24 protein-coding genes are annotated in these 24,008 nt (G+C 67.3%); 17 read left to right on the forward strand and 7 right to left on the reverse strand.

Annotated features, from left to right (window positions below; genetic code table 11):
- Both DFW101_RS02035 and DFW101_RS02040 read right to left on the reverse strand, forming a co-directional pair.
- Positions 1–2,118, reverse strand: coding sequence for a methyl-accepting chemotaxis protein (locus DFW101_RS02035; protein ID WP_009179872.1), 2,118 nt, complete (start codon positions 2,116–2,118; stop codon positions 1–3).
- A gap of 122 nt (positions 2,119–2,240) precedes the next feature.
- Positions 2,241–2,789 carry a chemotaxis protein CheW gene (locus DFW101_RS02040; protein ID WP_009179873.1) on the reverse strand — a complete coding sequence of 183 codons (549 nt, stop codon included), beginning with the start codon at positions 2,787–2,789 and terminating at the stop codon, positions 2,241–2,243.
- A 345-nt stretch (positions 2,790–3,134) separates the two neighbouring features.
- On the opposite strand from DFW101_RS02040, the gene DFW101_RS02045 reads away from it, so the two are divergent.
- Positions 3,135–3,680 carry a hypothetical protein gene (locus DFW101_RS02045; RefSeq protein ID WP_009179874.1) on the forward strand — a complete coding sequence of 182 codons (546 nt, stop codon included), beginning with the start codon at positions 3,135–3,137 and terminating at the stop codon, positions 3,678–3,680.
- Complete coding sequence (locus DFW101_RS02050; protein ID WP_009179875.1) at positions 3,677–4,873, forward strand: hypothetical protein; 1,197 nt, start codon at positions 3,677–3,679, stop codon at positions 4,871–4,873. The genes DFW101_RS02045 and DFW101_RS02050 overlap by 4 nt, the downstream gene beginning before the upstream one ends.
- Positions 4,874–5,044: 171 nt before the next feature.
- On the opposite strand, the gene DFW101_RS02055 is transcribed toward DFW101_RS02050, so the two are convergent.
- Positions 5,045–5,854: a YkgJ family cysteine cluster protein gene (locus DFW101_RS02055; protein ID WP_009179876.1), complete on the reverse strand. Its 810-nt coding sequence runs from the start codon at positions 5,852–5,854 to the stop codon at positions 5,045–5,047.
- 237 nt (positions 5,855–6,091) lie between these two features.
- On the opposite strand from DFW101_RS02055, the gene DFW101_RS02060 reads away from it, so the two are divergent.
- The 5 genes from DFW101_RS02060 to DFW101_RS02080 are packed head-to-tail and all read left to right on the forward strand — an operon-like array spanning position 6,092 to position 10,221.
- Complete coding sequence (locus DFW101_RS02060) at positions 6,092–6,508, forward strand: ATP-binding protein (RefSeq protein WP_009179877.1); 417 nt, start codon at positions 6,092–6,094, stop codon at positions 6,506–6,508.
- Positions 6,509–6,526: 18 nt separating this feature from the next.
- The gene (locus DFW101_RS02065; protein WP_009179878.1) at positions 6,527–6,862 is read left to right on the forward strand and encodes an STAS domain-containing protein; all 336 of its coding nucleotides are present in this window, start codon (positions 6,527–6,529) and stop codon (positions 6,860–6,862) included.
- 35 nt (positions 6,863–6,897) lie between these two features.
- Positions 6,898–7,548 (forward strand): hypothetical protein, encoded by a 651-nt coding sequence (locus DFW101_RS02070; RefSeq protein ID WP_009179879.1) that lies wholly within the window; start codon positions 6,898–6,900, stop codon positions 7,546–7,548.
- Positions 7,549–7,569: 21 nt separating this feature from the next.
- Positions 7,570–9,321, forward strand: a complete 1,752-nt coding sequence (locus DFW101_RS02075; RefSeq protein WP_009179880.1) for a dynamin family protein — start codon at positions 7,570–7,572, stop codon at positions 9,319–9,321.
- 60 nt (positions 9,322–9,381) lie between these two features.
- The gene (locus tag DFW101_RS02080; protein WP_009179881.1) at positions 9,382–10,221 is read left to right on the forward strand and encodes a sulfotransferase family 2 domain-containing protein; all 840 of its coding nucleotides are present in this window, start codon (positions 9,382–9,384) and stop codon (positions 10,219–10,221) included.
- A gap of 60 nt (positions 10,222–10,281) precedes the next feature.
- Here the strand turns inward: DFW101_RS02080 and DFW101_RS02085 are convergent, their stop codons facing one another.
- A complete protein-coding gene (locus DFW101_RS02085; protein ID WP_009179882.1) occupies positions 10,282–10,683 on the reverse strand; it encodes a response regulator in 402 nt (133 codons plus the stop codon).
- 149 nt (positions 10,684–10,832) lie between these two features.
- Entirely contained in the window at positions 10,833–10,973 is a 141-nt protein-coding gene (locus DFW101_RS19385; protein WP_157137609.1) for a hypothetical protein, read from the reverse strand.
- A 200-nt stretch (positions 10,974–11,173) separates the two neighbouring features.
- Between DFW101_RS19385 and DFW101_RS02090 the strand changes: the two genes are divergently transcribed.
- Positions 11,174–11,962, forward strand: a complete 789-nt coding sequence (locus tag DFW101_RS02090) for a nitroreductase family protein (RefSeq protein WP_009179883.1) — start codon at positions 11,174–11,176, stop codon at positions 11,960–11,962.
- A gap of 73 nt (positions 11,963–12,035) precedes the next feature.
- On the opposite strand, the gene DFW101_RS02095 is transcribed toward DFW101_RS02090, so the two are convergent.
- Positions 12,036–14,162 (reverse strand): SpoIIE family protein phosphatase, encoded by a 2,127-nt coding sequence (locus tag DFW101_RS02095; RefSeq protein ID WP_009179884.1) that lies wholly within the window; start codon positions 14,160–14,162, stop codon positions 12,036–12,038.
- Positions 14,163–14,363: 201 nt separating this feature from the next.
- Between DFW101_RS02095 and rpsF the strand changes: the two genes are divergently transcribed.
- The 7 genes from rpsF to thrC all read left to right on the forward strand — a co-directional run bounded on the left by rpsF (position 14,364) and on the right by thrC (position 20,691).
- The gene (rpsF, locus tag DFW101_RS02100; RefSeq protein ID WP_009108783.1) at positions 14,364–14,672 is read left to right on the forward strand and encodes a 30S ribosomal protein S6; all 309 of its coding nucleotides are present in this window, start codon (positions 14,364–14,366) and stop codon (positions 14,670–14,672) included.
- 3 nt (positions 14,673–14,675) lie between these two features.
- A complete protein-coding gene (gene rpsR, locus DFW101_RS02105) occupies positions 14,676–14,933 on the forward strand; it encodes a 30S ribosomal protein S18 (protein WP_009108782.1) in 258 nt (85 codons plus the stop codon).
- Between the two features lie 12 nt (positions 14,934–14,945).
- Complete coding sequence (gene rplI / locus DFW101_RS02110; RefSeq protein ID WP_009179885.1) at positions 14,946–15,479, forward strand: 50S ribosomal protein L9; 534 nt, start codon at positions 14,946–14,948, stop codon at positions 15,477–15,479.
- Positions 15,451–16,908 carry a replicative DNA helicase gene (gene dnaB / locus DFW101_RS02115; protein ID WP_009179886.1) on the forward strand — a complete coding sequence of 486 codons (1,458 nt, stop codon included), beginning with the start codon at positions 15,451–15,453 and terminating at the stop codon, positions 16,906–16,908. The genes rplI and dnaB overlap by 29 nt, the downstream gene beginning before the upstream one ends.
- A gap of 454 nt (positions 16,909–17,362) precedes the next feature.
- Positions 17,363–18,661 (forward strand): phenylacetate--CoA ligase family protein, encoded by a 1,299-nt coding sequence (locus DFW101_RS02120; RefSeq protein ID WP_009179887.1) that lies wholly within the window; start codon positions 17,363–17,365, stop codon positions 18,659–18,661.
- A 59-nt stretch (positions 18,662–18,720) separates the two neighbouring features.
- On the forward strand, positions 18,721–19,227 hold the full coding sequence (locus DFW101_RS02125; RefSeq protein WP_009179888.1) for a DUF456 domain-containing protein: 507 nt from the start codon (positions 18,721–18,723) through the stop codon (positions 19,225–19,227).
- Between the two features lie 12 nt (positions 19,228–19,239).
- The gene (thrC, locus tag DFW101_RS02130) at positions 19,240–20,691 is read left to right on the forward strand and encodes a threonine synthase (RefSeq protein WP_009179889.1); all 1,452 of its coding nucleotides are present in this window, start codon (positions 19,240–19,242) and stop codon (positions 20,689–20,691) included.
- A 156-nt stretch (positions 20,692–20,847) separates the two neighbouring features.
- Here thrC and DFW101_RS02135 read toward each other — a convergent pair whose 3' ends face one another.
- Entirely contained in the window at positions 20,848–21,417 is a 570-nt protein-coding gene (locus DFW101_RS02135) for a hypothetical protein (RefSeq protein ID WP_009179890.1), read from the reverse strand.
- Positions 21,418–21,656: 239 nt separating this feature from the next.
- On the opposite strand from DFW101_RS02135, the gene DFW101_RS02140 reads away from it, so the two are divergent.
- Positions 21,657–22,997 (forward strand): sigma-54 interaction domain-containing protein, encoded by a 1,341-nt coding sequence (locus DFW101_RS02140; RefSeq protein ID WP_009179891.1) that lies wholly within the window; start codon positions 21,657–21,659, stop codon positions 22,995–22,997.
- Positions 22,998–23,143: 146 nt separating this feature from the next.
- Positions 23,144–23,914: a TlyA family RNA methyltransferase gene (locus DFW101_RS02145; RefSeq protein WP_009179892.1), complete on the forward strand. Its 771-nt coding sequence runs from the start codon at positions 23,144–23,146 to the stop codon at positions 23,912–23,914.
- The last annotated feature ends 94 nt before the right edge of the window (positions 23,915–24,008 follow it).

The raw sequence follows: 24,008 nt of genomic DNA on the forward strand, positions 1-24,008 counted from the left end.
TTAGAACCGTTCGAACTGTTCATCGTCGCCGTCCATGTCGAGGGAGACCGCCGTGGCCCTGGATTTGGGCGCCAGCGGCCTTTCCGCTGGCTTCAGTGCGGCCGCGGATTTGCCGATGGCCGCCGGCCGGGCGGAGGGCCTGCCCTTGGCCGTGGCCGGGGCGATGGCCCGGGCCGGCCGGGAAGAGGCGTCCACCTGGAAGAAGGCGATGCTGGCCTGCAGCTGTTCGGCCTGGGCCGAGAGCTCTTCGGAGGTGGAGGCCAGCTCCTCGGAGGCGGAGGCGTTTTGCTGGATGACCTGGTCGAGCTGCTGCAGGGCCTTGTTGACCTGTCCGGAGCCGGTGGACTGTTCCTGGCTGGCGGCGTTTATTTCCTGGACCAGGTCGGCCGTGCGCTGGATGTCGGGCACGAGCTTGCCGAGGAGCTCCCCGGCCCGTTCGGCTACGCTGGTGGTCGTGCGCGACAGCTGGGTGATTTCCGAGGCCGCGGTCTGGCTGCGTTCGGCGAGCTTGCGGACTTCGGAGGCCACGACCGCGAATCCCCGGCCGTGTTCCCCGGCCCGGGCCGCCTCCACGGCGGCGTTCAGGGCCAGCAGGTCCGTTTGCCGGGCGATTTCCTCGATGATCGAGATCTTGCCCGCGATTTCCTTCATGGCGGCCACGGCCTGGGTCACGGCCTGGCCCGATTCGCGGGCATCGCCCGCCGCCTTGACGGCGATGGCTTCGGTCTGGCTGGCATTGTCCGCGTTCTGGCTGATGCTCGAGACCATCTCTTCCATGGCCGAGGACGATTCCTCCACGGCCGAGGCCTGCTCGGTGGCGCCCTGGGACAGGGATTCGGCCGAGGCGCTCATTTCCTCGCTGCCCGAGGCCACGTTCTCGGCCCCGGACTGGACCTCGCCGACCACGTCGCGCAGCCGGTCGATCATCTCGGCCATGCTTTTGAGCATGACGTCCTTTTCCGACCGGGCGGTGACGGTCACCGTGAGATCGCCTTCGGCCAGGCGGCCGGCCACGTCGGCCGTGGTCCGCTCGGCCTCGATCATGCGTTCCATGGCCAGCAGGAGCGTACCGATCTCGTCGCGGCTGTCCACGGACACGTCCACGTCCAAGTCGCCGTGGGACACGGCTTCGGCCGCCGCAATCGCCTTTTTGATGCCGCGAAGGATGCCCTTGGTGATCAGCACGGCAAACAGGATGCCAAGAAGGGTTCCGGCCACGGCCGAGGCGATGCTCACCAAGTTGGCGGTGCGGGATTCGGCCGCCATGCTTTCCTGCTGGACGGTCACGGCTTCGGCGGCCACTTTCGAGGCCTTGTCGGCGGTGGCGGCCATCTCCTTGACCACCACGGCCTGTGTCTCGGCGGCCACGACAAAGCCGTCCATGCGGGCCTTGTAAGTCTCGGCCCGGGTGATGATCTCGGCCATCATGGACCGTTCCTCGGTCGAGGCCATGATCTGCTGGGTCTCTCGGCCGGCGGCGACGAGCCCGTCCAGGAGGCCCCGGGCGGTGTCCATGCGGGCCTTGTCGCCCCGCCACAGGTAATAAAGGACCTCGATCCGGGAACGCAGGAACTGCTGCACCACCTGCTCGACCCGGTACTGCGCGGCGGAGGCCTTCTGCACGGCCTCGACGCCCAGGCCGCCGGCCTTTTCCTGGGTTTCCGCCTCGCGTCGCGACAGGTCCTCGGCCAGCTTCTGCAGGGCTCCGGCCGCTTCGACCACGGCTTTGAAGGTTTCCTCGCGGGCCTTCTCGCTATCAAGGTATTTGGCCGCGCCGGCTTCGTAGTCGGTCACATTGGCGATAAGCGTGTCCATCATTTCCCGGTTGCGGGGAATGGCGAGGGTATGTTTCAGGGCCTGGGCCTTTTCCTTGGCCTTGCCCAGGTCCTTGCGGAAGGCGTCGAGGCGCGCCGGGTCTTTGGAATTGGTGAAATAAAGCATGTTCATGCGGGCGTTGGTGATGCTGTCGCTGATGTCGTTGACCGCTTCCATCTTGTCCGAACGCGACAGCAGCTGGTCAAGGCTCATGTAGCCGATCACGGCCACGGCGAGGGTGAAAAGGATGAGCAGGCCGAATCCCAGGCCGAGCTTGAAGGCCAATCCTCGATTTTTAAACATGATGGACTCCGGAGTTCAAGTTTCGGACGTACACGACGTTTCCGTCGGCACAGGCATGGGCCAAGGATGAGTCCAAAACGTCAAGAATATTCTGCCGGCGCCAAACCGTCAGGTGAAAACGCTTAACGGAGAAATGCTTCGTCCGGTCCCTCCTGGCGTGGGAGAGACGTGTCATCCTGGGAAGCTTCGCCGAGTACCTGGGAAATGTCCTGGATCTCCTCGCTGGAAAAAACCTTTTCCACTTCGAGAATCAGGATGAAACGGTCGCCGTGCTTGCCGATGCCCCGGATGAAATCGGTGCGCACGGCCGCCCCCATGCGCGGCGGCGGATCGATGCGGTCCATCTCGAGTTCCAGCACTTCCTTGACCGAATCGGCCAGGGCACCCATGATGGAGACGGTGTCGTCCCGCTTGATTTCCACGATGACGATCCGGGTGTTGAGCGTCTGTTCCACGCGGCCCAGGCCGAACTTCATTTTCAGGTCCACGACAGGCACGGCATTGCCACGCACGTTGACTACCCCGCGCATGAATTCCGGCGTCTGGGGGATGCGGGTGATGTCGGTGTAGTCGAGGATCTCGCGGACGGAGAAAATATCAATGGCGAATATTTCGTTGCCAAGCGTCATGGTAAGGAAACGTTGGCTTCCGGTTTGGGTGCCTGCGGCCATGGTGGTCCCTTTTCCCTTGCATTGTATTGTGAACAACAGTTCGCATCTTTTTTCTTGCATCTTTATAAGATTTTCTATGGCCCCAATATACAACCAAAGTGATGGGATGACAATATTTTTTTGAAAAAAGGGTTGGTTCTCATTATGCTTCACATTTACGGCAAAGGTGCGGCAATGGGGTGACCGGACAGCCGCGGCAGGGCAGCGTCGGCCTCGACGGCGCAGCCCTGGCCCGCAGCCCCCGGCCACGGCAGGCCGCGCACGCGTCAGGCCTCCTGGTACGCCCACTTTGGGCTCCACTTTTTTTGGGTTTGGGCCTAGGATGGCCAAAACAGCGAGGATCCCATGCCCCCCAAACGCGCCACCACTGCTGCCGTCGGCAAAACGTTGGAAGACCGGCGTGATGCCGCCCGCGATGCGGCTCTCAAAGAGTTGAAGGCCCTGCGCGCCGATCTCGCCACCCTGGAGGCCGTGCTGTCAGGACGGCGCAGGAAGGGGGACTTTTCCCTTTTCGACGTGGCCCACGGCGCTTTTGAAATTTTCCGCAACGCCGCCGCCGCCTTTGAGGCCGAGACCCTCATGGAGGGTCTCGCCGGGGAGCTCGAGGCGGCAAAGTCAGTGGATTTCTTGGAAAAACACGGCGCGACCGAACTGGTCAAGCCGGCCGGCTGGCACTGGATATCCCCGCGGGGCGAGATGCATTTTCTCGGCAAGACCGACGACGCCCAGAAGGCGGCGGACAAGCTGGCCGCCCTCCTGCCGGGCTCGCGACGTCCCAAGAAGCGGGACAAGGCGTCCGGTGCCCCGGACGCGTCCCAGGCTTCGGAAGCCGGAAACGACGGGGAAGACAGCGAAACACCGGCCGGCCATGGGGATCTGGAACAGGCATGAGCGGGCCGGACGCGCGGCCGCGTGCCTCGCGGCGTGGGCAGGCCGTGGCCCTTGGGCTGGCGGCCCTTTTCCTTTTTCTCCTCCTGGCGGGCTGCTCCGACGACGCGCCCCCTGAAAGCCCGGATGCGGTCACGGGCAAGACTCCGGTGGTGCGGCCCGAGGACGTCCATGTCCGGGGGACGGGCGGCGCGGCCGTGCTGGCCCCGGACTATCGCCAGGGCCTGGCCGCCGATCTCCCGGCCGAAGCGGAGAAAAAGCCGTCCCGCCCGACTGCGGTGGCGGCGGCCGGACCGGACGCGTCCCGGACCGCTCCCCCTGTTTCCAGCCTTGCCGGCGGCCAATCCGTGGCCGGCCAGCCCGCCGTGGCCATGACGACGAGCCCTGCGGCCGCCGTGGGCGCCCGTCCCGGCGATGCGGCCGGCCGGACTCCCGGCCTGGCTCCGGGACGGCCCGAAAGCCCGCTTCCGGCCGTTCCGGCTTCGGCCGCAGCCGACTCCGGCCGAAATCCTTCCTCGGGGAGCTTTCCCGTGCCCAATTGCCGGCAGCTGGTGCTGGTGGTGGCCCCGACCTTCGAGGCGGACCGGGGGACCTTGCGTCGGTTCGAGCGGCAGGGGCCGGATAGTCCCTGGGTCGAGGCCGGGGCCCCGTCGCCGTGCGTGCTCGGCCGCAAGGGCCTTGGCGCCGGGCGGGGCCTCACGCCGCCCCTGGCCGGCCCGGCCAAGCGGCAGGGCGACGGCCGCACGCCGGCCGGCCTGTTCCCCCTGCCCCTGGCCTTTGGCTACGCCGACGCCCAGGCGGCCCGGACGGTCGGTGTGCGCCTGCCGTACGTGGCCGTCACCGACCGCACGGCCTGCGTGACCGATCCGGCCTCCGACCTCTTCGGCCGGGTGGTCGGGCCCGAGGCGCGGCCGGCCGGCCTTCGAGGCCAGGACCGGATGGTCCGCGACGACCGGGCCAACGTCTGGGGTGTGGGCATCGGCCACAACCTGGACCGTCCCGACGCCGAGGCCGGATCGTGCCTTTTCGTCAACGTCCGTCCGGCCGGCGGGCCGCCGACCGGCGGCAGCATCGGCTGTCCCGAAACCGTGGCCGCGTCCCTGGCCGCCTGGCTCGATCCGGCGGCCGGGCCCCTTTTGGCCGTCCTGCCGGCCAAGGCCTACCAGGAGCGGCAGACGGCCTGGGGCCTGCCCTAGCCTGGGGAAACGGCAAAAAAAGGCCCGTCTGCCCCGGCAGGCGGAGCGGACGGGCCTTGCCGCACGGTCGCGGCGCAATTTTTACGGTCGCGGACCCGCGGCCTCGTCTGGCGTTCGCTAAAAATATGGTCTCAAAATTCGTATGCACGAATTTTGAGCACGTGAGCCTGTCTAGGGCATGGGCTGGCGTTTGCGGCGCAGATAGTCCTCCCGGCCGAAAAAGGCCAGCTCCAGCCAGTCGAGGCCGAAAATGAGGGCCTCCTCCTCGTCGGCCAGGACCTTGCGCTGGCGGTCGTCGTCGATTTCCACGAGCCTGAAAAGCCCCATCTTGCCGATGAACTCCTGGAAGGCGTCGGGCTGGTACTGGGCCAGCCAGACCATCTGGGACTGCTTGTCCGAAAGGACGGCGCCCTTGCCCCGGGCCAGGGCCATGAGCCGCATGTACCGGTCGTTGTAGTGGTTGTAGGTGGTCAGTTCCTGGTCGGCCAGCCAGCCGGGCGCGTCCCAGGTGGCGGCCTCCTCGAAGCCCCGGCAGTGGGGCTCTTTGACCACGAAGAACTGTTCCACCACGGTGCCGTCCGCGTCGAGCCGGGTGGCCCGGCCGAGGGGATAGGTGCGGCAGGCCCCGGGGCGGTCGGCGTAGACCTTGCACCCTTCGGGCGAGACGAAGGGGCACCGTTTGAGCCGTTCGTCGCGCATGGCCAGGCGCAGTATGGGAAAGCCGGTATCCGGGGCGGTGAACCGGGTGGTGAAGTGATTGATGAAATCCACGGCCGAAATGCCGAGAGCCCGGCGCAGGCGCAGGGCGTCGTAGGGTGTGAGCATGAGCGTCAGGTCCGAACAGCAGGCATTGAAGCACGGCACGTCCGGGTGGCAGGCAAAGCGAAAGGCCTCACCGGGTTTGAGCTCCGGCAGCGATTTGAGAAAGGCGTCCGTGGCGTCGGCCTCGTTTTCGATGAGTGCGTCGTTTAGGTCTTTCATGGCGGCGTGCCTCCTTGCCAGGGCCTTCTAATGCCGGCGGAGCGCCTTGGCAACCTTTGCCCCTTCGCCTTGACAGGCCTTGAAAAAACAGGAAGCTTGCGCCAATTGGTCATGCGCCGTCCGGGATTTCCGGCCAGGGCCGACCGGCCCGCGCACCGCTCGTTGGCGCGTTGGGCGCGCGGCGAAACCGCTTGGACACGACGGGCCTCGGAAGTTCTCCCGGGCCCCGGGGACAGGATGCAGCCGGGCTTTTCCTTGCGACTCCACAACCGCCTGCTGGAACTCGACCGCGTGGCCGACGCGGTCGAGGCCTTTGGCGAGGCCCACGGCCTTCCCGCCAGACTGCGTTTCCAGATCCGGCTCGCCCTCGACGAACTGCTCACCAACATCATAAGCTACGGCTACCCCGAAGACGGCGACCATCTGATCACCGTGGCCATGGGGCAGGAAGGGACCCGCCTGCGCTTCGTGCTCGAAGACGACGCCCAGCCCTTCGACCCGCTGACGGCAAGGACGCCCGACACCACGGGGACCCCCGAAGAACGCCGTATCGGCGGGCTCGGCATCCATCTGGTGCGCACGATCATGGACCGCGTTGCCTACGAGCGCGTGGACGATAGAAACCGGCTCATACTCGAAAAAGACATCGACTAACGCAAAAGGGGTGGCAAGATGCAACTCGTGGAGAAGGAGAGCGGCGAGGTTACGGTGCTGGAGCTTGGCGGCAGGCTCGACAGCAACACCTCCAAGGTGCTGGAGGACAAGGTCATGGAGATCCTGGGGCAGGGCAAGACGAAAGTTCTCATGGACTTCAAGGACGTGGACTACATCAATTCCACCGGTCTCCGCGTCCTGCTCCTGGCCCTGCAGCAGCTCAAAAAGATCCAGGGCAAGCTTGTTTTGTCCACCATCAAGGATTACATGAAGGAAGTGTTCGAAATTTCCGGCTACACCGAGATATTTCCCATCTACGCCACCCAGGAGGAAGGCCTGGCGCATTTTTCCTGAGCCCGGGCCGTGCCCGGGCCGGAAAAGGAGAGGCCATGATGTTTCGGATTTGCCCCATCTTGCGATTGCCTGCGTGCGCCGCCGTCCTGGCCCTGGCCCTCTGGGGCGGCCCCGGCCCGGCCCGGGCCGCGGACGCGCCCCAGGAGCTGGCCGGCATCCGGCTCGGCCAGACGGTCGAGGCCATGGGGGACAAGCTCGTCCCCGCCGGCGCCAATCGGGCTCTCCACAGGCCCTTTATCGGCATCATGCCCGTGGCCCCGGTGCCGGGGTACCGCAGCGGCTACGTGGACTACGGCCTTTGCGCCAAGCCCGGCCGGATCGTGCGGATCAAGATGCACTACGGCGACGATTCGCTGGCCTTTTTCAACCGGGTCATGGCCGCCCTGACGAAGCGTTACGGCGAGCCCAAGGAGTGGCGCGGCAACGCCTTTGGCACGCTTCGGACCTGGAAGTGGGGCCTTCGGTCCGGCGACGGCCAGCCGGTCAGCCTCATCCTCATGCACTACGAGGGCGAGGACGGGGCCTTTACCGAGGGCAACTCCATCCGCATCGCCGCCACCTCGCTGGTGCGCGAGGAGGAGCGGTGCCAAGCCGAAAAGCAGGCCACCATCCAAGGGCGCGCCAACGCCCAAAGCGAGGCCAGGGACGCCCAAGCCCTTGGCCCGGACTGGTTCCTGCCGCGCTGACGGCCGGGCCGGGGGAGTCTTGTGACACCAACGCTTCTGGAATCCCGCTATCTTGCCCACCGGTCCGAACTGGCCGGCCTCCTGGGACGTCTCGGCGAACTGCTGGCCCGGTGCGGCCGCACGGACCTCGAAGCCACGGCCCGGGAACTGTTGGCCCATGTGTCCGAGCCGTTCCTCTTCGTGGTGGTCGGTGAGGTCAAGACCGGCAAGAGCAGCCTCATAAACGCCCTGCTCGGGGCCCCGGTCACGGATGTGGCTCCGGACCCGTGCACGGACCGCATCCACATCATCAGCCGGGGCGAAGCCGCCGGGGCCCCGCCCGAGGGGCCGCTGGTGCGGCACGTGGCCCTGGACAATCCGCTGCTTGACGGGCTGGCCATCGTGGACACGCCGGGCGTGGACAGCATCATCGACCGCCACCAGGAGATCACGGAGGAGTTCATCCCCCGGGCCGATCTGGTGCTCTTCGTCTTTTCGGCGCTCAATCCCTACTCCCGCTCGGCCTGGGACTTTTTCGACCTCATGGCCACCACCTGGCGGCGCAACGTGGCCTTTGCCCTGACCCAGGCCGATCTGGCCAGCCCTGAGCAGGTCGAGGTCAACACCCGGCGGCTGCGGGAACTGGCCGGGGCCCACGGTCTGGCCGATCCCCTGGTTTTCCTCATTTCCTCGACCAGGAGCCTGGCCGACCCCGAGGCCGGCGGCATCGCGGCCCTGCGCGGCCACATCCGGCAGTTGACGGCCTCGGGCGGCCATTTCGCGGCCAAGCTCGAAGCCACCCGCCGGTCGGCCCGGCGCCTGTTGGACGACCTCGGCCAGTCGCTCGACACCCTGGCCCGGGAGCACGAGGCGGACACGGCCGAGGCCGGGCGGATCAGAAAGCGCCTGGACGCGGCCCGGCTGGCCGCCGGACGCGAGGCCGAGGTCCTGCGGACCCGGGTGGAGGCGGCCTATGCCCGTCTGGCCGGGGAGTTCGAGCAGGCCTTTGCCGGGGAGTTGCGGTTTGGCGGCATGATCGGCCGGGCCTTCACCGGCCTTTGGCGGCGCAAACAGGAGGCCGGCCCGGCGGCCCGGCTGCGGGAGCTCGGCGAGGTCTTCTCCCGGGATCTGGAGCGCGAGGTGGAAGGCATCGCCCGGCAGGGCGCGGTCCATATTTTCGAGAGTGTCAGCAACTCGGTCCGGATGATCCTCGACGAGCTGCGCCAGCGGCGAAGCGCCGGCCCGGGGCCCGATGCCGATGCCCTGACCGCCCAGCGCGACCGGGTGCTGGCCGAGGTGGCCGAGCGGGTGGAGGCCCTGCTCGCCTCGGGCGGGCCCATGGCCGGCATCGACCCCAAAAGCGTGTCCGGCCTCGACCCCAAGGCGGCCCTCGGCGGAGCCCTGGTGGTCCTTGGCACCATTTTCGCCCTGGCGGTCAAAAGTGCTGTCATCGACGTGACCGGCGGCGTGATCGCGGCCGGCGGAGCGCTCCTTGCCGGCAGCGCCCTTTTCTGGCAGCGGCCGCGCGTCCTGGCCGCCCTGCGCCGGCAGCTGGCGGCCGGCGGAGAGAAGCTTCGCCTGGAGATCGACGAGCGCCTGAGCGCCCGGGTGGACCGGATCTTTCGGGAGATCGAGGAGCGATTCGAGCCGTTTTTCGCGGACATCGAGGCGCGCCGGGCCTCGCTTGCCGACCTGTCCGCCCGGCGCGCCGCCCTCGACGCCGCCTTGACGGCCTTTCAGCCCGAGGACGCGGACCCCGATGCCCATGTCGATGCGGTTGCCGCCGTCTCCTGAACGTCCGGTGTCCGGCCGCCTTTCCCCCGTGCCACGCCCCGGTTCGGGTGGGAGGCGGCCGTGACCGTGGAACCGCCTTTTCTGTTCCTGCACATCCCCCGCACGGCCGGCACCACGCTCAACAGGCTGCTCGAGCGCCACTTCCCGCCGGAAGCCGTGCTGTCCCTCTATACCCGCGACGATTTCAGCCGCCACGCCGTCCTGGACCCGGAGCGCCTGGACCGGCTGCGTCTGATCCAGGGGCATATCCTTCTTGGCGACTACGACCGCTTCACCCTGTACGACCGGCCGGTCCGGGCCTTCACCTTCCTGCGCGAGCCGGTGTCCCGGGTGGTGTCCGAGTACTTCTTCCTGCGCACCTGGCCGGACCAGCACGTCTACGAATACCTGCACCGGGAGAAGGTGACCCTTTCCGACTACGTCACCAGCCGAAACCGGCTCCTGCGCTACAAGGGCTCGAATTTCATGACCCGGGTCCTTTCCGGCCTGGACCCCGAGGAACGTCCCCAAGAGGCGCTGGCCCGGGCCAAGGCCAACCTGCGCGATCGGTTCGTCTGTTTCGGCCTGACCGAGCGGTTCGACGCCAGCCTCCTTGTGCTGGCCGACGCCCTGGGCCTTGGCGACCTGCTCTACGAGCGGCAAAACGCCCTGCGCCGTCCGGCCGGAGACCGGGCGACCGAGGCGGAGCGGGCCCTTGTGGCGGAGCGAAACCGCCTGGATGCCGATCTCCATGCCTTTGCGGCAACGCTGTTCGAGGAACGGGTGGCGGCCAAGGGGCCGGCCTTTGCCGGACGTCTGGCCCGCCACGAGCGGGTGTTGGCCAGGTTCCAGAAGGTGTGCGGCCTGCTCGAGGCCCGAAGCGGGATGATGGCCGGCGCGATCGAGAAGCCCAAAGGGTAGGGGGCGCGCCGCTGCCGGCGGCGGGAGAGTCCGGGCGCCGGGTTCGATCGGCCGGTGGCGTTACCGGGACAGAAGGCCGAGGGTCTCCAACTTGCCGAGGAGTTCCGAGCGGTTGGGCGGTTTGACCAGATAGGCGGCTACCTGGCCGTCGAAGAGCGCGGTCATGGTGTTGGTCTCGTCGTCCATGGAGGTGACCATGACGGCCCGGACCCGCTTTCTCGGCGGCACGGCCGCGGCCTCTTCGGCCTCGCGGATGCGGACCAGGGTCTCGTGGCCGTCCATGTGAGGCATGATGATGTCCAGGAAGATCACATCGAAGGGCGCGTCCGCCGCGATGGCCGAGGAAGCGGCGGCCACGGCCTCGGTGCCCGAGGCGCACAGTGTGCACTCGGCCAGGCCGGCCAGTTGGGCGGCCAGCACATGTCGGCTGGCCGGGTCGTCGTCCACCACAAGGGCCCGCATGAAGCCTCCACAAAAATCTTGTCGATGACTATAAGCCAAAGGGTACCGCTTCTCAAGAAAAACCTGTCCGCACGGGCCGTCGGGCCTTGTCCGGTCACGCTTCTTCTGAAAAGCGCCACGTTGTGCCTGGGAACGTTTCCACGCCTGCTTTACGGCATGGCGCAAAGCTCCAAGGAGCGTTCCATGACGGTGATACGCAAAGACACTACGGCCAAAAGCCCGACCATCATGGAGAGCCGGGGGCATTCCCTTTGCCGGCGGGCGTCCATGCCGGTCACAGCCACCGGCACACGCGCGCCAACCGGACGTTCTGACTTCAACGGCCGCTTTTTTTCGCCCGACACGCTGCAAAGCCGGTTTCCTGAAGGGTATCACGCCACTTCCCCGTGCCTGCTTGCAAAAGCCCCGGGTCGGGGTAGGGTCGGATCCTGCCCCGGACGCGACGCCCGGACAGGGCGGGCGCGGAATTTTCCCGGACAGGAGGCATGGCATGGATTTGATCGAAGTGGATTGGGAGCGGTGCAAAAAAGACGGCCTGTGCGTGGCCGAGTGCCCGAGCGGGGCGCTTGCGGCCGACGCCGAGGGCGGACCGGTGGCGGCCGATCCGGCCGTGTGCAACGCCTGCGGCCACTGCGTGGCCGTGTGCCCCCACGACGCAATCGTGAATTCCCGCGTGGCCGCCGTGGGCGGGGACGTGTCGCCAAACGTCCGGGCCTGGCCGGCGCCCGAGGTGGTGGACGGGTTTTTGCGCGGCCGTCGTTCCATCCGGGCCTACAAGGACAAGCCCGTGTCCCGCGAGATGCTGGCGGAACTGATCGACGTGGCCCGTTTCGCGCCAACGGCCTCCAACGCCCAGGAAGTCCGCTGGATCGTGGTGCCGGACAAGGACAAGGTGGCCACCCTGGCCGGACTGACCGCCGCCTGGTTCGCGGGCAACGGCCAGCGGAAGCAGTATTCGGCCATGTGGGACCAGGGACGCGACTACTTCCTGCGGGGCGCGCCGGCCCTGGCCGTCACCTACACCCACGACGCCGCACCCTTTGGCGCGGCCGATTGCGGCATTGCGCTGACCTTCCTGGAACTGGCCGCCGTGTCCCGGGGCCTTGGCACCTGCTGGGCCGGACTTTTAACCTACGCCGCCAACGGCGATCCGGCCGTGCGGCAGGCCCTCGGCGTGCCGGACGGGCACACCGTCCACGGCGGGCTCATGCTCGGCTATCCCAAGACCCGGTTCATGGGCGTGCCGCCGCGAAATCCGGCCGTCATCCACTGGGTCTAGGGCTGGGCGGCAAGGTTTCCGGTTTTCCCCCCGCCGGGGGCCTTGCCGTTTTGCCGGGTGGCCCGCCGCCGGTTCAGCCCAGGGCCTTGACCACAACCACGGTGATGTCGTCGTCCCGGGGGGCGCCGGCCTGGAACCCGGCCACGTCCTGGTGGATCGCGGCCACGATGGCTTCGGCCGTGCCCCGGGCCGTGGCCCGCAGCACCCGCCGGAACCGCTCCTTGCCGTACATCTCGCCGGCCGGATTTCGGGCTTCCCAGATGCCGTCCGTGCCGATGGCCAGCACCTGGCCCGGGGCGAGCCCGGAGTGCGACTGCTCCTCGTAGGCATAGTCGGGCAGCACGCCAAGCGGCAGCCCCGGCCCCATGAGTTCCTCGAAGGCGTCGGTGGCCGGATCGTAGAGCAGGGCCGGGTCGTGGCCGGCCCGGGCCCAGGTCAGCCCGCCGTCGGGAGCCAGGCCGCCGTCGGTGAGGCGCAGGTAGTAAAGGGTCAGGAAGCGGCCCGATTCCATGGTATCCTGCCACAAAAGTCCATTCGCCAGGGTGAGCAGGGCCGCCGGACCGGGCTCGCCGCCGCGTCCGGCCCGAAGGAGGGCCCGGCCCGTGGCCATGAAAAGGGCCGCCGCCACGCCGTGGCCCGTGGCGTCGCCGACGACCACGTCGCAGATGCCGCCGCCTTGGGGCGTCAGGTGCAGGTAGTCGAAATAGTCGCCCCCGGTCTCGTCGCAAAAGCTGGTGGCACCGGCGATGTCCAGGCCGGGCAGGACGGGCGGGGCCTTGGGCAGGAGGTTTTGCTGCACCTCCATGGCAAGGAGCATGTCCTGCTTGAGGCGCAGCCGTTCGGCCAGCTTGGGGGCCATGTCGTTGAACGTCGCGGCCAGGGTGGCCAGTTCGTCCCGGCCCGCGACCGGGGCCCGGGCGGCCAGGTCGCCCTGGGCCAGCCGCTCGGCCGCAAGGCACAGGGATGTCACCGGCCGGGTCACGGCCCTGGCACCGAAATAGGCCATCCCGGCCGCGCCGGCCACGGCGAGGAGTGCGAACGACACCACCACGGTCAGCATCCCCTGGGTGCGCGTGCGGATGGCCGCTTCGGCCGAAGCGGCCTGGCGGAGCACCGCCTGGCTGGGCACCAGCACGAGCAGGCCGGCCGGCGCGTCCGGAAAGGGCTTGTACACGGCGAAATACCGATCCCCTTCCAGGGACAGCTCCATCTGCTCCGGCTGGCCGCCGTCGATGGCGGCGGCCAGCCGGGCCAGGGCGGCCGCATCCGGCGAGGCCAGCCGAACCGGCGCCAGGGGCGTGTTCCAGCCGCTCGTGGCGGCGAGAAAATCGCGGCTGCCGAGGACCTCCACCCCCGTCCCGGCACCGCCCTCGGTCCTGCCGGACGGAGGGGCGTTGCGGACGACAAGGGCCCGCACCCCCTCGCCCCAGCGCCGCGACAGGTCGCTTTCCGGCAAAAGGGTCTCGAGGGGCGCGTCGATGCCGGCCACGCCGAGGAGCTTTCCGTCCGGCCCCGGAATGGGCGCGGCCACCGTGGCCGTCAGCCGGCCGGTGGACGCGTCGCGCAGGATGGTCCAGGCCGCGTCGCCCCGGTGGAGCGCCGCCTGGTACCAGGGCCGCTCCCGGGGATCGTAGCCGGCCGGCATGCGGCCATGGCCGGGAAAGGTGCAAAGGAGTCCGCTCGGCAGGGCCACGTAGGCCCAGAGCATGTTCCCGGCCAGCTTGGCCTGGAGGGTGGCGAGGGTCGGCAGGAGGCGGGTCAGGCGGCGGGCGTCGTCCGTGGGCCAGATTCCGGCGCTACCGGCCGGCCGGCTGAAGGACGGGGCGTCGGCCGTGGCCGGGACGCCGAGGCCGGCGAGCGGGGTCAGCCCGGCGGGCAGGCCGCGGGCCGCGTCAAAGGCGTCGCTCGAAAAGACGGTGGCGCCGTCCGGCGCAGGAGCGGCCAGGACCCGGCCGGCTTCCTGGGCCAGGAAAGCCAGGGACAGTTCGAGCATCTGCCGGTTGTCGTTTACGTCCTCGCCAATGAGCTCCACCATGAGGGCCAGCTCCTGTGCGGCCGCGTGCCGCGAGGAATCGGCGGCCGTGCCCGCCAGTTCCTCGCCGAGGAGCCGCCCCTGGCGCAGGGCGTAGTAGCTGACGGCCACCAGCGGCGGCAGCACCAGGGCCAGGAGAAAGAGGAGCAGTTTGGTGCGAATGCGCATGGGGTCCTCGGGCTCGGGGCCAGGGCCGCCAAAGCCGTTTTTTTCCGGTAGGCTATTGTGTATGCCGGCGGCGGCGCCTTTGGCAAGAAGCGGCCGCCGCTCTTGACAAGAACGGGGAGGGGAGGTAATTGCCCGCTCTTGCCTTGCTCTTTCCGATGGGTTTTGCCCGGGAGAAAGGGCCATGGACCAGAAGGAGGAACCATGCGGAAGTACGAAGCCTTGCTGTTGCTCTCTCCGGAGTTGGCAACCGACAATCGGCAGGAGATCATCGAGAACCTGAAAGGTGTTCTCGAGCGTCAAAGCGCCACCATTCTGCTCGTCGACGAGTGGGGGATGCGCGATCTTGCCTACCCCGTCCAGAAAAAGTCCCGCGGCCACTTCACCCGCTTTGAATTCGCGGCTCCGGCCACGGCCATCGCGGAATTCGAACGTATCGTGCGCATCACCGACGGCATCATGAAGTTCATCACCGTCAAGCTCGCCGACAAGTTCGTGCCAGAGGGAGCGTAAGTCATGGCCTTTAAGAAGAAATTCACCCCCAAGAAGAAATTCTGCCGCTTCTGCGCCAACAAGAACCTGCCCGTCGACTACAAGCGCCCTGACATCCTCAAGGATTTCGTCACGGATCGCGGCAAGATCATCGCCCGGCGCATCACCGGCACCTGCGCCAAGTGCCAGCGCAAGCTGACCTTGGAAATCAAGCGGGCCCGCCAGATGGCCATGCTGTACTATACGGCCACCCACAGCGCCGATCTTCTGAAGAAAATGTAAGGTAGGGACGCCATGGAACTTATTTTGCGCGCGGACGTGGAAAACCTGGGCCGCCTCGGCGACAAGGTCGCCGTCAAGCCGGGCTACGGCCGCAATTATCTGATTCCCCAGGGCTTGGCCATGCTGGCCTCTGACGCCAACCTGCGCCGTTTTGAAAACGAGCGCAAAAAACTGCAGGCCAAGCGCGACGCCCTGGCCTCCGCCGCCCAGTCCCTGGCCGACAGGCTGGCCGCCGCCGAGATCGTCATCGAGGTCCGCGTGGGCGAGGGCGACAAGCTCTACGGCTCCGTCACCTCCGGCATCATCGCCGACCGGCTGGCCGAGAAGGGCATCGAGATCGACCGCAAGAAGATCGTCCTCGACGAGCCCATCCGGTCCCTTGGCGTGTACGAGGTCCCGGTGAAACTCCTGCCCGAACTGCGCGGCCTGGTCCGGGTGACCGTGAAACGCCAGGGCGGTGCCGAGGAAGAACCCGTTCTCGCCCCGGCGGGAGCCCCTGTGACCGAGGCCGAAGCCAGTGGACAGCCCGAGGAAGAAACCGCGTAACGCCAAGTCTTCTGGTCCGGCCGGAAGCGGTACCACGCTGACCGGGCAGGACCTGGAGCGGGTCTCTTCAGACGTCCTTAGAAAAGTCCCCCCCCAGAACCTCGAAGCCGAGCAAGCGGTTCTGGGGGGGATTTTACTCAAGAATTCCGTCCTTTTCAATCTCGTCGATCTGGTCGGGGAAGACGATTTCTACTCTCCGGCCCACCGCCTCGTCTTTCAGGCCATCCTCGAGCTGTCGCGCAAAAACGCCCCCATCGACCTCGTGTCCCTGGCCGAGGCCCTGCGCACGGCCGGACGCCTGGAAGAAGTCGGCGGCCCGGCCTATCTGGCCGAGCTGACCTCCTCTACGGTCTCGGCGGCCAACGCCCTGCACCACGCCGGCATCGTCCGGGAAAAGGCGGTGCAGCGAAAGCTCATCAGCGCGGCCGTGGACATCATCACCAAGTGCTACGAAGGCGGCCAGGAGACGGAAAACCTGCTCGACGAATCCGAGCAGGCCATCTTCGCCATCGCCGACTCGCGCACCACCAAGGGCCTGCATTCGTCCAAGGACCTCGTGACCCGCGTTTTCGAGCAGATCGAGAAACGCATGGAAAACAAGGAACTGGTCACCGGCGTCCCCACCGGCTACTACCAGTTCGACGAATACACCGCCGGGCTCCAGCCCTCGGACCTCATCATCATCGCCGGCCGGCCCTCCATGGGCAAGACCGCCTTTGCCATGAACGTGGCCATGCGCGGCTCGGCCATGCACGGCGCGCCCACCGCTATTTTTTCGCTCGAAATGTCCATGGAGCAGATCATGCAGCGCATGCTCTGCTGCTGGGGCAAGGTCGACCTGTCCAAGCTCCGTCGTGGGCGGCTCGACGACGAGGACTGGTCGCGGCTTTACGACGCCGCCAACCACCTTTCCGCCGCGCCCATTTTTATCGACGACACCCCGGCCATCACCACCATGGACCTGCGCGCCCGGTGCCGGCGCCTCAAGGCCGAGCACGGCCTCGGCCTCATCGTGGTCGACTACTTGCAACTCATGCGGGCCTCGCGCCGCATCGAATCGCGCGAACAGGAAATTTCCGAGATCTCCCGAAGCCTCAAAGCCCTGGCCAAGGAACTGCATGTGCCGGTCATCGCCCTCTCCCAGCTCAACCGCAAGGTCGAGGAGCGGGCCGACAAGCGCCCCATGATGTCCGACCTGCGCGAATCCGGGGCCATTGAGCAGGACGCCGACGTCATCATTTTCCTCTACCGGGCCGCGGCCTACAAGAAAAAAGAGGAACTGACCCCGGAAGACAACGTGGCCGAGGTCATCATCGGCAAGCAGCGTAACGGCCCGACCGGCATGGTCCGGCTGACGTTTCTCAAGGAATCGACCTCCTTCGAGAATCTTTCCGACATCCCGCCCCCGTCCGAACTGAGCATGGGCTGATTTCCGGCCGTTTCCGGCCAAAAGCCCCCGTTTGCCCCCTCCGTCCGACTTGATGAACGCCCCAGGCAGGGGTATAGCCAGCCCACCGGATCGGCCGGGGCTTTGCCGGGACGCTGCCCCGGACCCCGCCAGGGCGTTGCCCTGGACCCGCCGGGGGGAATGATTCCCCCGGCCCCCCCGGCTGTGGGGCCCGCCAGGGGTGACGGACGCCCGGGTGTCCTCGGCGTACCCGGGCAGGATCGGCTTCGGGCCGATGCATTCGCCTGCGGACGAAAGAACGTGTTTTGCCGGAGCCGTTCCGGCCTGGACCGGCACCCAGGCCCGTATTGCTCTCACACTCGGGTTGCCGAACACTGCGGCCCGCTGAAAGTTTTTCGGGGAAGGAGGGGTGTGGGGAGGGAACCCCCTTTTTTCAAAAAGGGGGTTCCCTCCCCACATTCCGAAAGGAGCGAGCGTGTACTACGACGAGGCGGAGAAGCTCTCCCGGCTGGAGATCGAGCGGCTGCAACTGATGCGGCTGCAAAGGACGCTCAGGCAGGCGGCGAAATCGCCCTTTTACGGGGCGCTTTTCCGCGAGCGCGGCGTTGACCCCGAAAAGGTCACGAGCCTCGCCGACGTCCGCCGGCTGCCTTTCACCACCAAGCAGGACCTGCGCGACAGCTATCCGGACAGGCTGCTCGCCATGCCGCAAAGCGAGATGGTCCGCATGCACGTCTCCTCCGGCACCACCGGCACGCCGACCGTCATCTACCACACCAAGAGAGACCTGGACTGGTGGGCCTCGCTCATGGCCCGTTGCATGCACATGGTGGGCCTGCGAAAGACCGACGTCTTCCAGAACATGTCCGGGTACGGTCTTTTCACCGGCGGCCTTGGCATCCACTGCGGCGCGGAAAAGCTCGGCTGCCTGACCATTCCGGCCGGGGCGGGCAACAGCCAGCGCCAGATAAAGCTCCTCATGGATTTCAAGGTCACGGGCATCCACATCATCCCGTCTTATGCCCTGCACCTGTCCACGGTCTTTGCCGGACTCGGCATCGACCCGAGGACGCTGCCCCTTCGCATCGCCCTGGTCGGGGCCGAGCCCTACACCGAGGAGGCCCGTCGCCGCCTGGAAGCGATGTACGACATGAAGGTCTACAATTCCTACGGCCTGTCCGAGATGAACGGCCCGGGCGTGGCCTTCGAGTGCCAGGAACAGCACGGCATGCACGTCTGGGAAGACGCCTACCTGGCCGAGATCGTGGATCCGCAGACCGGCGAGCCTTTGCCTGACGGCGAGCTCGGGGAACTGGTCATGACCAGCCTCGGCCGCGAGGGCATGCCGATCATCCGCTACCGGACCCGGGACCTGACCCGGTTTCTGACCGGCCAGTGCCCGTGCGGCCGGGTCCACCGCCGCATCGACCGGCTGCAGGGCCGCTGCGACGACATGATGATCGTCAAGGGCGTGAACATCTTTCCCATGCAGATCGAGCGCATTCTCATGTCCATGCCCGAGGTCGGCCAGGACTATCTGATCATCCTGGAGCGCGACGGCTACATCGACAACATCCGCATCAAGGTGGAGATCCGCGAGGAATACTTCGTGGAAGACATGCGGACGCTGGCTGTTTTGCAAAAGCGCATTGCCTCCAGGCTGCGCGATGAGATATTGGTGACGCCCCGGGTGGAGCTGGTGGAGCACAATTCCCTGCCCAAGTCCGACGGCAAGGCCGCCCGGGTGTGCGACAGGCGGGGGGAGGGGGCCTAGGCCCGTCTCCGCCCGGGACCCCGGCCGCAAAGCGTGACCCGGGGCAGAGGAATACGAACATGCTCACGCTCTACGTCAGTCTTTTTTTGCTTCTCCTGCTCGCCTGCCTGGGGCTCAACATTTTCGGCCTGCCCGGCAACTGGCTGCTCGTCGGCCTGCTTGTCCTGTGGGATGTTCTCCAGCCGGAGCCCCATTTCGGGTTCGGCTTCTACGCCCTGGTGGTCGGGGTGGGTCTGGCCGGCGAGGCGGCCGAGCTTTTTGCCCAGCTTTTCGGGGGCAGGCGCTACGGAGCCACGGGCAAGGGCAACCTGGGCGGATTTCTCGGCGCGTTCGCCGGGGCGCTTTTGGGCGCGCCTTTTTTCCTGGGCCTTGGCGCGCTTTTCGGAGCCGTTGCCGGGGCCTTTGTCGGCTGCTATGTGTTTGAGCGCGCCCATGGGCGCACGGACCCCGAGGCCCGTCGGGCGGCCATGGGGGCCATGTACGGCAAGGTCTTCGGGATCACGGCCAAGGTGGCCTGCGGCGTCGTCATGTGGACGGCGGCCGCAAGACAGCTCTGGCCCGCCTAACAAGGGAGCGGCATGATCACGGTCAGCGATTTCCCCACCTATCGGGGCACGATGGAATATGTCTGCCTGGGCTGCCAGGCCCGGTTCGACATCCGCGAACTCTACTACACCTGTCCGCACTGCGGGGGCGTCTTCATCCTCGAGGACACGTCCTTCGACAGTCTCCTCGAATACCCGGCCAGCTACTGGCAGTCGCTGTTCGACAAGCGCGCGGCCACCCGGGTCACGGCGTTGCGCGGGGTGCTGCGGTTTTACGAGCTGATGGCCCCGGTGGTGGACGAGGAGGACATCGTCTACCTGGGCGAGGGCCACACGCCGCTCGTCGCCGCCAACGAGGCCCTCTCCGGCATCGTCGGCGCGCCCTTTTACTACAAAAACGACGGGCAGAACCCGAGCGCGTCCTTCAAGGACCGGGGCATGGCCTGCGCCTTCAGCTATTTGAAGCACCTGGTCCGGGTGAACGATTGGGATTCGGTTCTGACCGTGTGCGCCTCCACCGGCGACACCTCGGCCGCGGCCGCGCTCTACGCCGCCTATGTGGGCGGGCCGATCAAGTCCGTGGTCATCCTGCCCAAGGGCAAGGTCACGCCCCAGCAGCTGGCCCAGCCGCTCGGCAGCGGGGCCACCGTCATCGAGGTGCCGGGGGTCTTTGACGACTGTATGAAGGTGGTCGAGCACCTGGCCGACAACTTCCGGGTGGCGCTTTTAAATTCCAAAAACGCCTGGCGCATCCTCGGCCAGGAGTCCTACGCCTTCGAGGTGGCCCAGTGGTTTGGCTGGGACACCTACCGCAAGTGCGTGTTCGTGCCCATCGGCAACGCGGGCAACGTGACGGCCATCATGAGCGGTTTTCTGAAGCTCCAAAAGCTCGGCGTCATTCGCTCCCTGCCCCGCATCTTCGGCGTCCAGTCCCACCACGCCGACCCGGTCTACCAGTATTACGACGAGGCCGATCCGGCCAAGCGCCGCTTCGAGCCGGTGCCGGTCACCCCGTCCGTGGCCCAGGCGGCCATGATCGGAAATCCGGTCTCCTTTCCGCGCGTGGCCCACTACGCCAGGGAGTACGAGAAGATCGGCGGCCCGGGCAGCTTCCAGGTGGTCCAGGTGACCGAGCAGGCCATCATCGAGGGGATGCTCTTGGCCAACCGCCACGGGCATATCAGCTGCACCCAGGGTGGCGAATGCCTGGCCGGGCTCCTCAAAGCCCGGGAGTTGGGGCTCGTCGAGCCGTCGGAGGTTTCGATCCTCGACGCCACGGCCCACCACCTCAAATTCATCGGCTTCCAGGAGATGTATTTCGAAAACTCCTTCCCGGCCGCCTACGGCATCACCCCGGATGCGAAATACGTCAACCGGCCGCGCTCCATCATGACCGACGCGGACAAGGCCGCCCTCTCGCCCGAGGACTATACGGCCAAGGCTTCGGCCGCCATCGTGGAGGCCCTGGGGCTGGCCCGCAAGTAAGAAGGGCGGGGCAGCCGGCAGCGGCCTGCCCACACGCCGCAAGTAGAACGCCGGCCCGGAGATGCGTCTCCGGGCCGGCGTGTTTTTGCGGCCGGCAAGTGGCGGGCTTGCGGCCGATCCGGGCCGGGAGGGGGGCGTCTCCCGGCGAGGGCGCGGTCAGGCCGCCTTTTTCGTGGCAGTCCCGAAAGCGGCCCGGGCCGCGTCCATGGCGACGACAAGAGGTTCGCGGAAGGAAAATCCCCGGCTCTGGCCCCACGCGGCCGTATCGGCCAGACGGCCGTCGTAGCAGACGTCGTCGAGCACCAGGTAGTCCGGCACGCCGAGGATGTGGTCCCAGCGCTGCACGAAGAACTGGAAGAGGGCCGGGTCGTAGCGCGCCACGTTCTTCCAGGTCCAGGTCCGGGAACAGGCTTCGTCGTCGTAGCCGAGCAGGCACAGCTGGCTTTCCGGGCTGTCCAGGAAGGCCCGTTGGGTGACCATGGACGCGGCCGTGGCGATGCGGGCCGTCTCCAGGCGCACGGGGGCGCCGTCCACCGTGACTTCGAGCAGCGAATCGGCTGCCAGGCGCATGCCGCAGGTGTTGTTGGTGTTGGCCCGCCACCATTCGATGGAATTGGTCTTGTAGAGGTCTTCGCCTAGGGCGCAGACGCGGGCGGCGGTTTCCGTATCCACCGGGTGCAGGGCCAAGTCGCAGCAGAAGCCGGTGAGGGTCAGGGTCAGGTCCATATGCAATCTCCTTGGAGCGTGTTGCGGGGTGGTGGCACCGTTCGGTCAATGGGAAAAAAAGCACTTTTCATGCCGTTTCACTTAGATAGTTATTCCAGGATATTGCGTTTCAGGCTTTTTGTCGGCCGGGAGGTGGGGACGATTTTTGCTTCCGGCGGCGTTGACCGGATCGGCCCAGGGGCGCACACTGGCGCCATGAGCCGCCTGCGCCCGACATCCCTTTTTGGCCGGAGCCGGCCGTGAAGCGGCCCCTTGGCCCTTTTCCCGGGGACGACGCCAGCGCCTTTGCCCTGGAAAACGTGGCCGACGCCGTTTTTGCCGTGGATCGGGACTTCCTCGTCCGCTACTGCAACCTGGCCGCCGGCGAGATCGCCCGCATCGACCCGGCCGAGGCCATCGGCCGGACCTGCCGCGAGGTCTTCGGCGTGTCCAACTGCCGGTCGGTCTGCGTGCTGCGCCAGAGCATGGAAGAGGCCAGGCCCATCGCCAACCGGATCGTGACGCTCAAGCGCCAAGGCTGCCCGGACGTGCCGGTCACCATCAGCGCCGCGCCCATCTGGGCCATGGGCGGGGCGGTCATCGGCGGGGTGCAGGTCTTTCGCGACCTGTCGGGCGGGGGGTTCGTCAGCCGGCTGGCCGGGCTCCAGCCGCTGGACGACTTCGGCACCCGCGACCCGCAACTCTCCGAAATCGTCCGCATGCTGCCCCAGATCGCCCAGAGCGACTCCACGGTCCTGCTCCTTGGCGAGTCCGGCACCGGCAAGGAGGTCTTTGCCCGGGCCATCCACAAGCTGTCCGAGCGCAGTTCCGGGCCGTTCGTGGCCGTCAACTGCGGGGCCCTGCCCGAACAGCTCATGGAGTCGGAGCTTTTCGGCTACAAGTCCGGGGCCTTCACCGACGCCCGGAAAGACAAGCCCGGCCGCTTCGCCCTGGCCGAGGCCGGGACGCTTTTGCTCGACGAGATCGGCGACCTGCCCTACGCCATGCAGGCCAAGATCCTGCGCGCCCTCCAGGAACGGGCCTACGAGCCGCTTGGCGGCGTGGCCACCTTGCCGGCCGACGTGCGGGTCATTGCCGCCACCAACCGGGATCTCGGCAAAATGGTCGCCGACGGGGCCTTTCGCCAGGACCTCTTTTATCGCCTGAGCGTGGTGGTCATCCGCATCCCGCCGCTGCGCGAGCGGCCGGGCGACGTGCCGCTCCTGGTCGACCGGGTCCTTGGCCGCTGCCGCATGGCTGTCACCAAGCGCATCGAGGCCATAAGCCCCGAGGCCATGGAGCGCCTGCTGGCCCACGACTATCCCGGCAACATCCGGGAACTCGAAAACATCCTCGAATACGCGGCCATCCTCAGTCCCGGCCGTACCATCGAGCTGTGCCACCTGCCCGAGCACCTGCGCGGCCCGGCCCCGGCCTGTCCGTTCAAAAACGGCCGCACCATGGCCGAGATCCGCTTCCTCGCCGCCCGCGAGGCGGTCGCGCGGTGCGGCGGCAACCGCAACGCCGCCTGCCGCGAACTCGGCATCTCCAAGGACACCCTGCGCCGCATCCTCGGCCGGCGCGACGAGGAAAGAGGATAAAGAAAGGAAGATGCCTCCGGCGGCCGGGGGGAATGATTCCCCCCGGCCCCCCCCGATGGGGAGGGACGGGCGATGGGACGCGGAGTGCGTCTTTTGGGGGAGTAGTCGGACGCGAAACGCGTCTGGTGGAGTGGGGAAGGAAGAGGATGGCCAAGGAAAAATTTCGGGCGGACCGCCTGGTCTTCGAGCAAGGGCTGGCCGAATCCCAGGAAGCGGCCCTGCGGCTGGTCATGGCCGGCCTGGTCCGGGTGGAGCAGAAGGGGAAGCTCGCGGCCGTGGACAAGCCCGGCCGGATGTTTCCGGCCGACGCGGCCTTTTCCCTGGCCGCGACCGACCCCTACGTCAGCCGGGGCGGCGGCAAGCTGGCCACGGCGTTGGACGCCTTCGGCCTCGACGTTTCGGGCGTGACGGCCCTGGACGCCGGCGCCTCGACCGGCGGCTTCACGGACTGCCTGCTCCAGCACGGGGCGGTCAAGGTCTACGCCGTGGACGTGGGCACGGCCCAGCTCCACGAGAAGCTCCGGGCCGATCCCCGGGTGGTGTCCATGGAAAACTGCAACCTGCGCCACGCCCCGGCCGACCTCCTCCCTGAACCCGTGGACCTTGTGGTGGCCGATGTTTCGTTTATTTCCCTGACCAAGGTCCTGCCGGCCTGCCTGCAGTTCCTGCGTCCCGGCGGCCGGGTGGTGGCGCTGGTGAAGCCCCAGTTCGAGCTGCCGCCGGAAAAGGTGGGGCACGGCGGGGTGGTCCGCGAGGAGGCCTGGCGCCAGGAGGCCGTGGACAGGGTCACGGACTTCGCCCGGGAGGCGCTGGGATTGACGCTTGCCGGCGTGGTGCCGTCCAAGGTCAAGGGACCCAAGGGCAACCAGGAATACCTGGTGGTCTTTGCCGCGCCGGCCGCCGAAACGGGGCAGTAGCCCCGCGGCGCGAAAGCCGGCTCCTCCCGGAGCGGGAAGAGGCAGGCCTCCGGGAGGATCGGCCTTGTGCCCCGGCCGGGCCGGAGAGAAGAAG

Source organism: Solidesulfovibrio carbinoliphilus subsp. oakridgensis, assembly GCF_000177215.2.
Classification (GTDB): Bacteria; Desulfobacterota; Desulfovibrionia; order Desulfovibrionales; family Desulfovibrionaceae; genus Solidesulfovibrio; species Solidesulfovibrio carbinoliphilus.

Excerpts from the sequence above, each read along its gene's own strand:
- DFW101_RS02095 (WP_009179884.1), bottom strand. The coding sequence starts at position 14,162 with ATGCGCATTCGCACCAAACTGCTCCTCTTTCTCCTGGCCCTGGTGCTG.
- DFW101_RS02050 (WP_009179875.1), top strand. The coding sequence starts at position 3,677 with ATGAGCGGGCCGGACGCGCGGCCGCGTGCCTCGCGGCGTGGGCAGGCC.
- DFW101_RS02085 (WP_009179882.1), bottom strand. The coding sequence starts at position 10,683 with ATGCGGGCCCTTGTGGTGGACGACGACCCGGCCAGCCGACATGTGCTG.
- DFW101_RS02060 (WP_009179877.1), top strand. The coding sequence starts at position 6,092 with ATGCAGCCGGGCTTTTCCTTGCGACTCCACAACCGCCTGCTGGAACTC.
- DFW101_RS02035 (WP_009179872.1), bottom strand. The coding sequence starts at position 2,118 with ATGTTTAAAAATCGAGGATTGGCCTTCAAGCTCGGCCTGGGATTCGGC.
- rpsF (WP_009108783.1), top strand. The coding sequence starts at position 14,364 with ATGCGGAAGTACGAAGCCTTGCTGTTGCTCTCTCCGGAGTTGGCAACC.
- DFW101_RS02065 (WP_009179878.1), top strand. The coding sequence starts at position 6,527 with ATGCAACTCGTGGAGAAGGAGAGCGGCGAGGTTACGGTGCTGGAGCTT.
- DFW101_RS02090 (WP_009179883.1), top strand. The coding sequence starts at position 11,174 with ATGGATTTGATCGAAGTGGATTGGGAGCGGTGCAAAAAAGACGGCCTG.
- DFW101_RS02135 (WP_009179890.1), bottom strand. The coding sequence starts at position 21,417 with ATGGACCTGACCCTGACCCTCACCGGCTTCTGCTGCGACTTGGCCCTG.
- DFW101_RS02070 (WP_009179879.1), top strand. The coding sequence starts at position 6,898 with ATGATGTTTCGGATTTGCCCCATCTTGCGATTGCCTGCGTGCGCCGCC.
- rplI (WP_009179885.1), top strand. The coding sequence starts at position 14,946 with ATGGAACTTATTTTGCGCGCGGACGTGGAAAACCTGGGCCGCCTCGGC.
- DFW101_RS02045 (WP_009179874.1), top strand. The coding sequence starts at position 3,135 with ATGCCCCCCAAACGCGCCACCACTGCTGCCGTCGGCAAAACGTTGGAA.
- rpsR (WP_009108782.1), top strand. The coding sequence starts at position 14,676 with ATGGCCTTTAAGAAGAAATTCACCCCCAAGAAGAAATTCTGCCGCTTC.
- DFW101_RS02125 (WP_009179888.1), top strand. The coding sequence starts at position 18,721 with ATGCTCACGCTCTACGTCAGTCTTTTTTTGCTTCTCCTGCTCGCCTGC.
- DFW101_RS02040 (WP_009179873.1), bottom strand. The coding sequence starts at position 2,789 with ATGGCCGCAGGCACCCAAACCGGAAGCCAACGTTTCCTTACCATGACG.
- DFW101_RS02055 (WP_009179876.1), bottom strand. The coding sequence starts at position 5,854 with ATGAAAGACCTAAACGACGCACTCATCGAAAACGAGGCCGACGCCACG.
- DFW101_RS02145 (WP_009179892.1), top strand. The coding sequence starts at position 23,144 with ATGGCCAAGGAAAAATTTCGGGCGGACCGCCTGGTCTTCGAGCAAGGG.
- thrC (WP_009179889.1), top strand. The coding sequence starts at position 19,240 with ATGATCACGGTCAGCGATTTCCCCACCTATCGGGGCACGATGGAATAT.